The organism is Pseudomonas sp. MF6776 (assembly GCF_016613125.1).
Taxonomy (GTDB): domain Bacteria; phylum Pseudomonadota; class Gammaproteobacteria; order Pseudomonadales; family Pseudomonadaceae; genus Aquipseudomonas; species Aquipseudomonas iridis.
In genome coordinates, this window is record NZ_JAENSQ010000001.1 from 311541 (window position 1) to 326296 (window position 14756).

10 protein-coding genes are annotated in these 14756 nt (G+C 55.8%); all 10 read right to left on the minus strand.

The annotated features are described in order from the left end of the window. Positions 1–15: 15 nt before the first annotated feature. The gene (locus JJD74_RS01405; RefSeq protein WP_008072643.1) at positions 16–387 is read right to left on the minus strand and encodes a chemotaxis response regulator CheY; all 372 of its coding nucleotides are present in this window, start codon (positions 385–387) and stop codon (positions 16–18) included. A gap of 167 nt (positions 388–554) precedes the next feature. Then, the gene (gene fliA, locus JJD74_RS01410) at positions 555–1295 is read right to left on the minus strand and encodes an RNA polymerase sigma factor FliA (protein ID WP_007920004.1); all 741 of its coding nucleotides are present in this window, start codon (positions 1293–1295) and stop codon (positions 555–557) included. After that, positions 1292–2122, minus strand: a complete 831-nt coding sequence (gene fleN, locus JJD74_RS01415) for a flagellar synthesis regulator FleN (RefSeq protein ID WP_016771060.1) — start codon at positions 2120–2122, stop codon at positions 1292–1294. Before fleN ends, fliA begins: the two co-directional genes overlap by 4 nt. Positions 2123–2238: 116 nt before the next feature. Beyond that, positions 2239–3579 (minus strand): flagellar biosynthesis protein FlhF, encoded by a 1341-nt coding sequence (gene flhF / locus JJD74_RS01420; RefSeq protein ID WP_047300277.1) that lies wholly within the window; start codon positions 3577–3579, stop codon positions 2239–2241. Positions 3580–3590: 11 nt separating this feature from the next. Next, positions 3591–5720, minus strand: coding sequence for a flagellar biosynthesis protein FlhA (flhA, locus tag JJD74_RS01425; protein WP_042558242.1), 2130 nt, complete (start codon positions 5718–5720; stop codon positions 3591–3593). 389 nt (positions 5721–6109) lie between these two features. Further along, positions 6110–7660 carry a hypothetical protein gene (locus tag JJD74_RS01430; RefSeq protein ID WP_200610789.1) on the minus strand — a complete coding sequence of 517 codons (1551 nt, stop codon included), beginning with the start codon at positions 7658–7660 and terminating at the stop codon, positions 6110–6112. 358 nt (positions 7661–8018) lie between these two features. Beyond that, positions 8019–11537, minus strand: coding sequence for a glycosyltransferase (locus JJD74_RS01435; protein WP_200610951.1), 3519 nt, complete (start codon positions 11535–11537; stop codon positions 8019–8021). A gap of 126 nt (positions 11538–11663) precedes the next feature. Beyond that, positions 11664–12899, minus strand: a complete 1236-nt coding sequence (locus tag JJD74_RS01440; protein WP_200610790.1) for an FkbM family methyltransferase — start codon at positions 12897–12899, stop codon at positions 11664–11666. A gap of 62 nt (positions 12900–12961) precedes the next feature. Beyond that, positions 12962–13588: an acetyltransferase gene (locus tag JJD74_RS01445; RefSeq protein WP_200610791.1), complete on the minus strand. Its 627-nt coding sequence runs from the start codon at positions 13586–13588 to the stop codon at positions 12962–12964. Beyond that, complete coding sequence (locus JJD74_RS01450; RefSeq protein WP_200610792.1) at positions 13585–14718, minus strand: aromatic ring-hydroxylating oxygenase subunit alpha; 1134 nt, start codon at positions 14716–14718, stop codon at positions 13585–13587. Before JJD74_RS01450 ends, JJD74_RS01445 begins: the two co-directional genes overlap by 4 nt. Positions 14719–14756 lie beyond the last annotated feature (38 nt).

The window sequence follows — 14756 nt, forward strand, 5'->3', positions numbered from 1 at the left end:
CCGTGGCGCAGTTTCTCAACCGATGCGTTCGAAAATCTTCTCGATTTTGTCTTTCAACGCCTGGGCCGTGAAGGGTTTCACCACATAGCCGTTTACACCGGCTTGGGCTGCTTCAATGATCTGCTCGCGCTTGGCTTCAGCGGTCACCATCAGCACTGGCAGGTGCTTGAGTTTTTCATCGGCGCGCACGTGACGCAGCAGGTCGATACCGGTCATGCCCGGCATGTTCCAGTCCGTTACCAGAAAGTCGATGCTGCCGCTGTTGAGAACCGGAATGGCGGTAATGCCATCGTCAGCCTCGACGGTGTTGGTGAACCCCAGATCGCGCAGCAGGTTCTTGATGATCCGCCGCATCGTTGAGAAGTCATCAACGATGAGGATTTTCATGTTCTTGTCCAATTCGACCTCCAAGCAGTCTTAAACGCGCCCAGCACCTGGACGCGCCATTTCATTCAATCCGGCGTAACACTCAAAGACTGTCTGGAGCACAACAGAGCAAGACCGGTGCCGTTCATCACCGCACCAGCCTCGTTCGCAGTGTCCCCACACTGCCTTCAGCGCGCTCGCCACTCCCCCAAACGCCCCCGCAAACGGGCCGCGCACTGGCTGTGTAACTGGCTGACCCGCGACTCACTGACGCCAAGGACTTCACCGATCTCCTTGAGGTTCAGCTCTTCGTCGTAGTACAGCGCCAACACCAGTCGCTCACGCTCCGGCAAATTGGCAATCGCGTCCGCCAGCGCTGCCTGGAAGCGTTCATCTTCCAGATCGCGTGACGGCTCAAGATGAGCACTCGCGCCATCCTCGTGCAGCCCTTCGTGTTCGCCGTCCTGCAACAGGTCGTCGAAACTGAACAAGCGGCTGCCCAGGGTGTCATTCAAAATCCCGTAATAATCGTCGAGACTCAATTGGAGTTCGGCCGCAACTTCGTGATCTTTAGCATCACGGCCGGTTTTAGCTTCAATCGAGCGAATTGCGTCGCTGACCATACGGGTATTGCGGTGAACCGAGCGTGGCGCCCAGTCCCCTTTGCGCACTTCGTCGAGCATCGCGCCGCGGATTCGAATGCCCGCATACGTTTCGAAACTGGCGCCTTTGCTGGCGTCATATTTGGTCGAGACTTCGAGCAGGCCGATCATCCCGGCCTGGATCAGATCCTCGACCTGCACACTCGCCGGCAACCGTGCCAGCAAGTGGTAGGCAATGCGTTTGACCAGTGGCGCATAACGCTCGATCAACTCGTACTGCGCATCACGTGCCGACTTTTTGTAGTAGTTCATACCGCTTGCGGTCATATGACAGGCCCTGCCGTTTGCTGCACGAGGCGCTCGACGAAGAATTCAAGGTGGCCGCGCGGGTTGGCAGGCAGCGGCCAGGTATCGACCTTCTGTGCGATTGCCTTGAACGCCAGTGCGCACTTGGAACGCGGGAAGGCTTCATAGACCGCACGTTGTTTCTGCACGGCCTTGCGCACGCTTTCGTCGTAAGGCACGGCGCCTACGTATTGTAGGGCCACGTCAAGAAAGCGATCCGTGACCTTGGTCAACTTGGCGAACAGGTTGCGCCCTTCCTGCGGGCTCTGCGCCATGTTGGCCAGGACGCGGAAGCGGTTCATGCCGTAATCGCGGTTGAGCAACTTGATCAGCGCGTAAGCGTCGGTAATCGAAGTCGGCTCGTCGCAGACCACCAGCAACACTTCTTGCGCGGCGCGTACGAAACTGACTACCGAGTCACCAATGCCCGCAGCGGTGTCGATCACCAGTACGTCGAGATTGTCGCCGATGTCGCTGAACGCCTGAATCAGACCGGCATGCTGAGCCGGGCTCAGATGCACCATGCTCTGAGTGCCCGATGCAGCCGGCACGATGCGAATTCCGCCCGGGCCTTGCAACAGCACGTCGCGCAATTCGCAGCGGCCTTCGATCACGTCGGCCAAGGTGCGTTTGGGCGTCAAACCCAGCAGAACGTCGACGTTCGCCAGTCCCAGATCGGCGTCCAGCAGCATGACCCGACGGCCAAGCTCTGCCAGCGCCAGAGACAAGTTCACTGACACGTTAGTCTTGCCGACGCCACCTTTGCCGCCAGTCACCGCGATAACCTGTACGGGATGCATGCTGCCCATGTTATTTCTTTACCTTGTCTTGCATAGACGGAGGCCACATTACTGGCTGCGCGTTCACAAACGGAACAATGCATGGCAGACCATCGATGTAGGTACAAAAATTGTTCATGATTACCTCAGCCTACCTGCTTGGTCGGGCTGTGATAGATATCAGCGAACATGTCAGCCATGGCTTCTTCGCTGGGTTCTTCCTGCATTTGCACGCTGACGGCGCGGCTGACCAGTTGATGACGGCGCGGCAGATGCAAATCATCCGGAATCCGCGGGCCATCGGTCAGATACGCGACCGGCAATTCATGACTGATCGCCAGGCTCAACACTTCGCCGAGGCTGGCCGTTTCATCCAGTTTAGTCAGGATGCACCCGGCGAGCCCGCAACGCTTGTAACTGTGATAAGCGGCGGTTAGAACCTGTTTCTGGCTGGTGGTTGCCAGCACGAGATAATTTTTTGAACGGATGCCACGCCCGGCCAGACTTTCGAGCTGCATACGCAGTGCCGGATCGCTGGCCTGCAGGCCGGCGGTATCGATCAGCACCACGCGTTTGCGCAGCAGCGGGTCCAGGGCCTGCACCAGCGACTGACCCGGATCGACGTGCGTTACCGGCACGTTGAGAATCCGGCCCAGGGTCTTCAGTTGTTCCTGAGCGCCGATGCGGAAGCTGTCCATGCTCACCAGCGCGACATTCTGCGCGCCGTACTTGAGCACGTAGCGGGCAGCAAGCTTGGCAAGCGTGGTGGTCTTGCCCATGCCGGCAGGGCCGACCATGGCAATCACACCGCCCTCTTCCAGTGGCTCGACTTCCGGTACGGCAATCATCCGCGCCAGGTGCGCCAGCAGCATGCGCCAGGCCTGACGAGGTTCTTCGATATCGGTGATCATCGCCAGCAGGTCGCGCGACAACGGGCCGGACAGGCCGATCCGTTGCAGACGGCGATACAGGTTGGCTTGCGCCGGGCGGCTGCCTTGCAGCTGGTTCCAGGCGAGGGTGCCGAGCTGAACTTCCATCAGCTCGCGCAGGCTGTTCAATTCAAAACGCATCGAATCCAGTGCACGCGGATCAATCCCGCCTGACGATTGCGCAGGTGCCGGGGCCGGACGCGCCGGGGCCGCGTAAGTCGGCTCGCTCAACGGTTCGGCAGCGGTCAGCGGCAGGCCGGCCGTCATTGGCAAACCGGCGAACAGCTGGCGATTGGTGTCGCCGTCGGCTTCGCCCCGCAGACTCAATTCGGCCTGGGCGGTGACGATGCGCGACTGGGTCTTGCGCAGCTCGTCTTCGAGTTCCATGTTCGGAACCCGTGGCGCGAGCGCCGACAACTTGTAATCCAGCGCCGCCGTCAGTTCGACGCCGCCGGCAATGCGGCGGTTGCCAATGATGGCGGCATCAGCGCCCAGCTCATCACGAACCAGCTTCATGGCCTGACGCATATCGGCGGCGAAAAAACGCTTAACTTGCATAAACCACTACCTCAGCCGTTGGGCCCTACTGTCGCAACGATCGTCACTTGCTTGTTGTCCGGTATTTCCTGGTAGGCCAGCACGTGCAATCCAGGGACTGCCAGGCGGCCAAAGCGCGAGAGCATCGCGCGGATCGGGCCGGCTACCAAGAGGATGACCGGCTGACCTTGCATTTCCTGCCGCTGCGCCGCTTCGATCAGCGAACGCTGCAGCTTCTCGGCCATGCTTGGCTCCAGCAGAACGCCCTCTTCCGAGCCTTGTCCTGCCTTCTGCAGACTATTGAGCAATATCTGTTCCAACCTTGGCTCCAGAGTGATAACAGGTAGCTCAGACTCCGTGCCTACAATGCTTTGGACGATTGCGCGAGATACGCCGACCCGCACAGCAGCCACCAACGCGGCGGTATCTTGACTCTTCGCGGCGTTGTTGGCGATGGCTTCGGCAATGCTGCGGATATCGCGTACCGGCACATGCTCGGCCAGCAACGCTTGCAGCACCTTGAGCAACTGCGACAACGAAACCACGCCCGGCACCAGCTCTTCCGCCAGTTTTGGCGAGCTTTTGGCCAGCAATTGCATGAGTTGCTGCACTTCCTCGTGGCCGATCAGCTCGCTGGAGTGCTTGTACAGAATCTGGTTCAAGTGCGTCGCGACCACGGTGCTCGCATCCACAACGGTATAACCCAGCGATTGTGCCTGCGCGCGCTGGCTGATTTCGATCCACACCGCTTCCAGACCGAAAGCCGGATCTTTGGCGTTGATACCGTTGAGCGCGCCGTAGACCTGACCGGGGTTGATCGCCAGTTCGCGATCCGGGTAAATCTCGGCCTCGGCCAGGATCACCCCCATCAAGGTCAGGCGGTACGCGCTCGGGGCCAGATCGAGGTTGTCACGAATGTGCACAGTGGGCATCAGGAAGCCCAGATCCTGCGACAGCTTCTTGCGCACGCCCTTGATCCGCGCCAGCAATTGCCCGCCCTGATTGCGATCCACCAGCGGGATCAGGCGATAGCCGACTTCCAGGCCGATCATGTCGATCGGGGTCACGTCGTCCCAGCCAAGCTCTTTGGTTTCCATGGCGCGGGCCGGCGATGGCAGCAATTCCTGCTGACGCTTGACCTCTTCCAGCGCGACGACTTTGGCCACGTTCTGTTTTTTCCAGAACAGGTACGCGGCGCCGCCAGCCAGTGCGGCCATGCTCAGGAACGAGAAGTGCGGCATGCCCGGCACCAGGCCCATGACCGCCATCAGACCGGCAGCCACTGCCAGCGCTTTGGGCGAGGCGAACATTTGGCGGTTGATCTGCTTGCCCATGTCTTCCGAACCGGAAGCACGGGTCACCATGATCGCCGCCGCTGTTGATAACAACAGTGATGGCAATTGCGCCACCAAACCGTCACCGATGGTCAGCAAGGCGTAAACCCGGCCAGCGTCACCGAAGCTCATGTTGTGCTGGAAGATACCGACGGCCATACCGCCGATGAGGTTGATGAACAGAATCAGCAGGCCGGCGATGGCGTCACCACGGACGAATTTGCTCGCACCGTCCATGGAACCGTAGAACTCGGCCTCTTGGGCGACTTCCTGACGGCGCGACTTGGCCTGGTTCTGGTCGATCAGACCGGCGTTGAGGTCGGCGTCGATCGCCATTTGTTTGCCGGGCATCGCATCGAGGGTGAAACGTGCGCTCACCTCGGAAATCCGCCCGGCACCCTTGGTCACCACGACAAAGTTGATGATCATCAAAATCGCGAAAACCACGATACCGACCACGTAGTTACCGCCGATCACCACCTCACCGAAGGCCTGGATCACCTTACCGGCGGCGGCGTGGCCGTCCTGACCGTGGAGCATCACCACCCGCGTCGACGCCACGTTCAACGCCAGCCGCATCAGCGTCGCCACCAGCAGGATGGTCGGGAACACCGCAAAATCCAGTGGCCGCAGGGCGTAAACGCACACCAGCAGCACGACGATGGACAAGGCAATGTTGAAGGTGAAAAACACGTCCAGCAGGAACGGTGGAATCGGCAACATCATCATTGCCAACATGACCAACAGCAACAACGGCACGCCCAGATTGCCTCGACTGAGGTCGGCAACGTTTGAGCGAGCACTGTTGAGTAACTGAGAGCGATCCACCGGTTTTCCCCGTTCCTTTAAAGCAAACTTTTGACGCCCAGAGCGGACGTACGGCGGCTACTGCAAGAAGCTTTCCAACTTTTGCGCTGGCATAAAAAGATCCAAGCTTTCGGCAGTTCCTAAATGGATTTACGCCTCTTGTAGGAGCTGCAGAAGGCTGCGATCTTTTGCTTTTAACGGGTGCATCAGCGTTCCATGCTTTGTCGCAGATTCAATGTCTGCAATTCCGGTATGGTCCCTCCACCTCGTCGTCCACCGCAGTAGGCCGGACAGCGCCATGCCTGGCGCACGAATACAAAAAACCCGATGCGGTGCATCGGGCATTTGGTGAATCCGGTGAGACTAGAGACCCAATTTCCTCATCACGGGCGCTTCCGGGCCCCGGCTGCTTACACCGGGACCAAGGTGAACGCGAACTGCCGGTTTGTGGGCAAATCGGAGATCGGGTAACCGGTCGCCACGACTTCATCAGCATAGCGCCGCCAATAAAATCTTACGCCCGGAGGCACACCCTCATAGGGCACGTGCCACCGTCCGCCGGACGCTCCTTCGGTAGGGAACATTTGTGCTAAAACGGAAAAATTATAGTTCAAGGCAAGACCGTCCATCCTCACCGCGCGCCCCCCTTGGTTCAGAGCCCACGTATTCGCCTCAGCCGGCGTCATCGCCGAACTTGATGTGATTAACCTGTAGACGTTGGAAACCACCACCTGGTAAGACACTCTGTTCTTCGATGCGTCGCTAACAATGATGTTGGTGCTGCCATTCTTTAGCCCTATAACTTTCCCATCTGTGCTCACGGACGCGAAGGTGCTGTTTTCCGGGGTAAAAATATATGGAGGGACACCCCCCGTCGGCACACGCGTTTCTGTGTTGCCAATAACCTCACCGGGGGTAGCCCACCCATAACTCTGGATGAGCTTGAATCCCTTCAGATTCATCTGTGATTGAGAAATCGCCAACGGATGTGCCACCACCACCCTCCGCACCGTGGACACCGGGTTACTGGCATAGAGCCCCTTGGCCGTGAAGCTGTGGCTGGTCACGGCCAGCCCCGTCACATCCCGCGTCCACATGCCGTTGCCATCGACATCCGCCTGGCCCTTGGAGGTCGTGCCGTCAAGGATCTCCACCTTCGTGTTGGCCGTCGCCGTGCCGGCCAGCTTCACGGTGGTGTCCACCGTGGTGTGACCATCGGGAATCTCCACTCCCTTGCTGTCCTTGACCGAGTTGATCGCCGGCGTCAGCGCCGCCAACACCACCACCCTCCGCACCGTGGACACCGGGTTACTGGCATAGAGCCCCTTGGCCGTGAAGCTGTGGCTGGTCACGGCCAGCCCCGTGACATCCCGCGTCCAGATGCCGTTGCCATCGACATCCACCTGACCCTTGGAGGTCGTGCCGTCAAGGATCTCCACCTTCGTGTTGGCCGTCGCCGTGCCGGCCAGCTTCACGGTGGTGTCCACCGTGGTGTGACCATCGGGAATCTCCACCCCCTTGCTGTCCTTGACCGAGGTGATCTCGGGCTTGAGCGCCACCAGCGCCTTGACCGTGTATATACGGATCGGGAACAGGACCGCCGTGCTTTCATCCGTACTGCCATCGAAGGTGACCTTGAACTCGATGCGCAGGGTCGAGCCGTCCTTCAAGCCGCGCAACTGGGCCACCGGCGCATTCGGGTACATCCCGCCAGGCAGGCCTTCGATGGGAACGGGCGTCGCGTCATAGGTCTGCGCGGCATAAGGCGTGTCATCCGCGTTGGTGCCGGCGTAACTTAGCCAGAGCTTCTGCCCGACGGCAATCTGCGGCCACCTGGCGATCCGGGTGCGCGCGTCGCTGGGCAGCGTCGTCACATCCAGCACACTGGCGCCGTTGGAGATCTTTTGTTCGCGCAGGTTCAACGCGCTGCTGTCCGGGGAGTTGGGGGTTTGGCTGGTCATGGGGGCAGACTCCTATCGCGGCTGGGGCGGATAGTTTTATTTACACCCGCGACAGGGAGGGTTGGCTACTGTCAGAAATTACAGGTAGGGAGTCTATTCCGACGAGTGGTGGCAGTTTTCACAAGCTGCAAACGCCGAACAAACAACGTCGACTCAATACCCCCCCCCCCCCCAAAAAAAAAAACCGCTGACCAGAAAAGAATCAGCGGTTTCGATGACAAGGTGCAATGAATGGATCTGTCACAGATCTGTCACTTTTTTCTCTCCGGCAGTATCAACTCATATCAATGTTGAATGTCCAGGTGTCGTCGCGAGCGAGCATGGCCGAGGACTGTATCTTGGCCCTCCTCAACTTGCCTCAATCAGGCAGCCAGACCTTACGCCACGATGCCAGCGCATCGTCGTTGAGCATCCAGTCGCGCCGGACCACTTCACGCAAGGCATCGCCAGCAAGCGCCGTGGCATCCAGATCAGCCAGATGCATGCGAATGGCCTCGACCCAGTCTTTAAAGCGATTTTTCACTCGAGTAACCGGCAGATCACCCTGGTAGCAGACCAGAGAACTGCACACTACCGGGAAGCCGCACGCCCCATACTCCAGCAAGCGCAGATTGCTTTTGCATTCGTTGAATAGATTCTGCTCCACCGGCGCCACCGCCAGATCCAGATTCAGCCTGGCCAGCGCGGCCGGGTAAAGACTGATTTCGACCCCGCTATGAAATTCCTTCACATAGGGCCGAAGCTTGTCCGGACACATGCCGAAGAAAACCCAGTCGACTTCATGCGCCAGAGCCTTGACCACATCGCTGATCATTTCCAGATCACCCTTATGACCTATCCCGCCCGCCCAACCTACTCGCGGCTTGGCGCTGGTTCGACGCTGACTGACCGGTAACTCACTCCACCAATCTGGATCAAGGCGGTTTTTCATCACCTTGATATCAGGATGGAAGTCTTTTAACGCCTCGGCCAATGGCTCGGTCGACACTACAAAGCGATCCACATACGACAAGGCACGACGCAAGCTGCGCACAATATCCTTGGGCTGCTGCTCACGATAGATGCTTTTTAGCGGCAGGTTAGGCAGGTAGTCATCCAGTTCGAAGACCTTGAAGGCTCCGGAAAATTTCTGCATGCGACGCAGAGTATTGAGCTGCTCTTCACCGATCTGCCGTTGCAGGACGATTGCATCGGGTGCAAGGCGTTCTATTTCAGTCACCGGCAGCAACACTCCTGACATTACCCCGTCGATCAAACCGGCCTTCTTCTGCGCATTGAACGGCTGGATCACCCGATACTGACCACACTCGTAACGATCGGCGGGGTGTACCAACACTGTCGGCGAGGGTCGCCAGACCAGCGGACGCCAGCACAGCTGAGGGTCGGCGAACTGGAAGGCACTGCTCTGCATCAATGAAAAATTGAGATTGTAAGCCGGGTCGCGGGCGAGAACAGGGAGCCAACGTTCGTATAAAGCATCCTCGACCTTTTCTCCTAGCGGCTCGGCCTGCACGCTATGCATGAGTAGCGAGCGAGGCGTCCAGACAGTCAGATAGCCATGCTCACCGAGTCGCAGGCACAAATCCACGTCCGCACCCAACTCTGGAAACTGCTCTGTATCAAACCCGCCGACGCCATCGAACAGCGTTTTGCGAACCATCAAACAGGCATCGGAAACGGCGCCGCAACTCTGATCAACCAGCAAACGGTGCATGTACCCGGCAGAATCAATCTTTTCACCAGCAAATGCCGGTGCCGCTGCGCCCTGCAAGCCGAGGATCAACCCGGCATCGGTAATCTGACTGTCGCTGGAAACGGTTTTCGCCCCGACAATCCCCACTTCCTGACGCTGCGCATGGTTCAGCAACTCACCAAGCCACTGCCCCTGGAGAACGGCGGTGAAGGTACGTAGAAACAGCAGGTATTCGCCTTCGGCATATTGCGCACCGATATTATTCGCTGTCGAACGGTCCACCGCGTGCGTCAATCCAAGTACGCGAATGCGATTTTCCGACATCTCTTCGATCGCTTGCAGCCACTGCCGAGCCTCGTCCGTCTGACTCGCATTGTCGACGATCAGTATTTCGTAATACGGGTAGAGCGTTTGTTCCAGGACACTGAAAATACAACGCTGCAGCCCTGCCAACTCATCGTTCAGCACCAGCACGATTGAGACCAACGGCTTGGACTCATGACCATAATCAATCTGGTAGTGACCCGGCTGCGAGCTATTGATCAGCGCCTGTTGATACCCACGCTGCTGAAGATGCTCGGCAATCGCGCGCCGCTCCCCGTCGTTTTCGCGCAACACTACTGCCTGATTGATCAGCAAGGGTTCGGATATATGCCCAAAACCCGAGGTCCCGCCCTGATTGATCAAACGTAAAATCAGCTCGAGCTCCAGCGCCTCTGTGTAAGCCGCGTCGAAACCACCGGCGTCCAATACCACCCCACGCCTGAATATCCAGTTGTGAGCCATGGCCGTCGGCAAGCTCAGTAAATAATCCAGATTAAAGTCCGGCCGCAACGCGATACCCATCTCGCCATTGCCCTGACGGAGAACGCCGTCACAAAAAACCGCCCGGCAATCGGGATCGGGCAACAGTTCCAGTCCGGCAATCAGCAAGCCGCTACGGGTGAATTCATCTCCCGCCTTGACCAACAGACACCACTCGAACTCCCCTGCCCGCAATAATTGATTGATTTGCGCGACGTAGTCCGACTGCAAGGGCAGGAACTGCACCACCTCATCTGTGGAGGTCTCTGGAGGTTCTTCAGGCGTCAGCACCAGCACTTTCAGCGCGTCATAAAAATTGCGCTCACCCGCCAGACTCTCCAAGGTGCGCTTCAACGCCTGAGGCTCACCCGACAGATCCAATACAATCACCCCGATCAACGGGCCGCCACCGTTAGCCTGCAGGTAACTATCAATCAGTTGGTGCTGAATCTGGCTTGGCACCCGTGCAGCCATCCAGCGCCGTTGTTGTTCCGCCGATACCTGCTTGGCGTGGCTTTGCTCCAGCAGATCCAGGATGTCTACTTTTTCGAATACCCGCTCGCCATCCATTGGAGAAACCGATACCAGGCAATTTTCAGGACCTTCCTGACTCCAGCCTAACTCTCGAAGACTGCGCCTGAAGTCGGCACGACCGTTATTGCCAATGCCAGGCTGATCGCGCCCCAGTTGACTACCCTGCTCAACAGACACACGAAAATCTGCCAATGGTTGTTTAAGCAAAGCCAGGTTGCCCTTTTGCAAGAGCTTCACATACATCGCCAGGTCGCCAAACCAGTAAATCAGACAACCGTTGAGCGACATTAAATCGTCACCCAAGGCCAAGAGATCTTCACGACGACAGAGTACGCAACTCGGTTCACCAATGAAGTTGATAGTGTGCTCACCGAGGAACGACGTCAGCTCCGCGCCATTGATCACGACATCGGTCGAAAAGGGCAGCGCCGTAGCAATAACATCCGGCAGTTGTTCCCCCTCACAATCCACCAGCCGCCGGCGCGAAGAAGCGATAGAAACAGAAGAGTCACCCTCCATGGCGGCGACGAGTTCAGCCACACAGTCGGGATGCAGGACATCATCATCATGGAGAAACTTTATGTATTTGCCGCTGGCAAGTTTTATACATTCAATCGCATTGAAAAGCTCTCCGCGCACCTGTTCGTTAAATTCATAACGAATAGAAACTCCCGAAGACTTCTGATACTGGCGTACCAACGCACTGATTATATCGGTGCGCGAATCATCACAAACTACAATTTCCAAAGGTTCATAGGTTTGTCGACAAGCACTGGCCAGTGCCGCGTCAAAATACATGGTTTTGTAGGCAGGAATAACCACACTAACCAGTGGCTTGTCGTTCATATAAACCTTCTTTATTTCTAACACCAACATACTGTAATCAGTTACAGCCGACGCTTGCCACAATCAAAACTTACGCATTAGATTGCAGCAAGGCAGCACTTAAATCACCATCCCTTCCCAAGCACCTTAATAAAAATAAAGGCAGGTGTCCCAGCGCTCTTCAGTATGGTGGCGAATGCCTATTTTATAATCACCACGCAACCCTTCAACGTATTTGGAAATGTCCAACAAGTCAGAAGCTCTGTGATAGGCCGAGATCGCCATTTTTGGGCGCCCATGAAGAATATGTTCCTGCGCCCCTTTCAAGGTCTCGAGTTCTGCGCCCTCGATATCCATTTTGATCAACGTAGGCGAATCATCCAGCAGACCGTCCAATCGTCGAACCGCAACATTCCTGCAAATTGCTTGATCTGTAGGGGCTGCCAAAAGATGACCACCATGCCCACCCTCATGCAAGAACGGCATTTCTCCATCCTCGCTACCCAGTGCGACCCCCAACAACTCAATGACAGCTTTTTCGCCCGTGACAGGGGGCCCCGAATAATCCGTGATAAAAGATGCAATTGTCCGCTGATTGACCTCATCGGGCTCAATCATCCATATTTTCTTGAAGACGCCATCTGTCGCGTCGATAAAAGCTTTAGTGGATTCAGCTATCGAGGCACCGCAATCAGCAAAGCGTTCGCCCTGGCTGGGTAGCCATAAGCCCGATCGAAAATATAAAGTCAGGTACGGTTTCGCCGCATTCAAAATCCACTCAGGGTTACAGGTCAGATGACTGAGTAAAACGCTAAACAAAGTAAAGCGAGAATAATCGTCATCCAAACGATGACTGAGAGCGATCAGTTCGGCTGCATGCGAAGCGATGTATCCGCCCCAGTCATCAATTCGATGATCAGTACAGGGGCTAATTGAAAGCAAGCGCAGAGCCTGTTCAAAGTTCAACATTGGAATGACGTGCTGCAACGTCAGATTCTTGAAATAACGCCGTGAATAGTCATATCGGCAGCCGTTGATACTGATGATCCGCTGCTCGCGCGCCAACCTCAACATGGCCTCCGAACTGATAATGGGAATGCCATGAAAAGCAGCGCCGTCTTTTGCCTTAAAATCGTCTACCACGCCAACAATCTTAATCCGCCCTGCAGCTTCATTAATAAAAAGCTGAGAGAATAGGGTTGTACCCAGCAATACAACCTGCGTCAAACCGCCTTCGGACTGGTAAATCCGGCAGGCCTCAGGTGGTATGCAAAACCATGGACTCACTTGATAGGATGATACCGCTTGCTGAAAAATGGTTATGAGATGTTGATAATTACCTGCCACTTCCAGACCTATCATTTCGCTATAACCCTTCGACATTTCGCTTCCCAAAAAAATATAATTTCATGTTGATGCACCGGTATAAAAACCAGGCTAAAAATCTAATTATGGTTTTTCAAGATTCTCGCTCCATCAGGCATCAAGCGATCAAAAAAAGATTGATCCGGAATTATTTCTGGCAACTGCCCACCCAATAACCACTCACAATGGTGGCCGATTTTTGTTCCTTTCAACGCAAAACTTCCCGTGGAAAGCGTAGTGCCTTTTCCAACCACCACGTCCCGCCCCAGAGTCACCCCACACTGCAGCGTCACGCATGAACCCAAACGCACCGAGTGATCTATAGTGACCTGGCGATCCAACCAGCAGCCCAAACCGACAACACTTTGTCCGGCGAGATTACAACCAGCGCCAACATAGACATTCCCCATCAGCACGACCCCCTCGTCGACTATCGCCTTGGGTGATATCAAATTAAATAATCGATAGCCCGCCATACGAACTCGCGCAATCAATTTGTTTCGAGAGTAATTGACTGCACGCTCATCTAACGCTACAAAAACCAGCGTGTCGTCGGACGCATAGGTTGCAAAAAAATCATCAAGCTGAAAGTTATAACGATCCGCCGAAGGCAACTCAACCCTTACGCAGGCCATCCCCAGATCGTCCGCTACTCCACAGGCGCACTCAAGTGCCGAGCCTTCACCCAATACAACATAGTTCGTCATACCTTCTCCTCCAGCACATGGGTTCGATACCAGAGATGCTGCTGAACTATATGGGCTTCATATTCTCCATGCATAAATCGACCTGAATGCTTTCCAAACCCATCCTGCAGGCTTTCAAGGACCACCGTATCCTCTGCGATAACCGTCCGCTCCCCACGAATGAGCGCCGATAACAACGCCGTAAAGTCGGTGCGCTCATCCTTTCGGGTTGCCGTCATCATCCACAAGTGGTAATCGGTGACTCCTGGCGACACCGGGTCAAACTGTTGCAGCAAAAAATGCTCACCTTTGACACTACAAAAATTTACATTGGGGTATATAAACCAGTTGTAGTAAGCCTGCTCATCACCGTACTTGTTACACAAAGAAGCAAACCAGTTCTCATAAGGCTTAATCGAGGCCTTTGAACTATAACTTAGACTCCCAAGCTCTGGCGCAACACTTTCATCTATTAACTGGACCACCTTCGAAGGCTCCTCCGAGTCAACAACATGAAGCACCTTCACCATCTTGGTCAATGCTGACATAAACGTTTTCGAGTGCACGAAAGGCACGTGATTATAGTCTTTTACGTTCTCCATGCTTAACTTCCAGTTGTATCGAACGCGATGACAACTGTAGATAACTTGAGAGTCCAAATGAGACGATACATCTCTCAACTGCTCAAGAAATTCCTCGGAGAACTGTTCCGTCAACGCAATCGGTTTTTCCGAAAAGTTTATAAAAAGTAACTGCCCTACTTCTGCTACTTGAAGCTTCTTCAGGCAAATTTTCTCTCGCTCTGCCGCACTGAACTGATAAAGCCCTTCATTGGGCATGCCACGAAATTCACCCTCAGCCCCGAAAGACCATGCGTGATAAGGGCAGACTAATGGGCGTTTGCCGGTGCTGCTGGTCTGAATGGGCGACAGTCGATGCGGACACTCATTGATAAAAGCACGAATACCGGCCTCGGTACGCTGAATGAGGACAGGCGTACCCGCGACCTTTCGAGTGAAGAATTGGTTACGCTCGTGCACCATCGAACTGAAACCGACAAAGCTCCACAATTTCCCAAAAAGCTTTTCGCGTTCAAGCGAGAGCGTTTCCGGACTGGTGTAGTGCATTCCATCCAAAGCATGACGCGGCATAAACTTACCCGTAAAAATTCGTGACCAGGCAACCACAA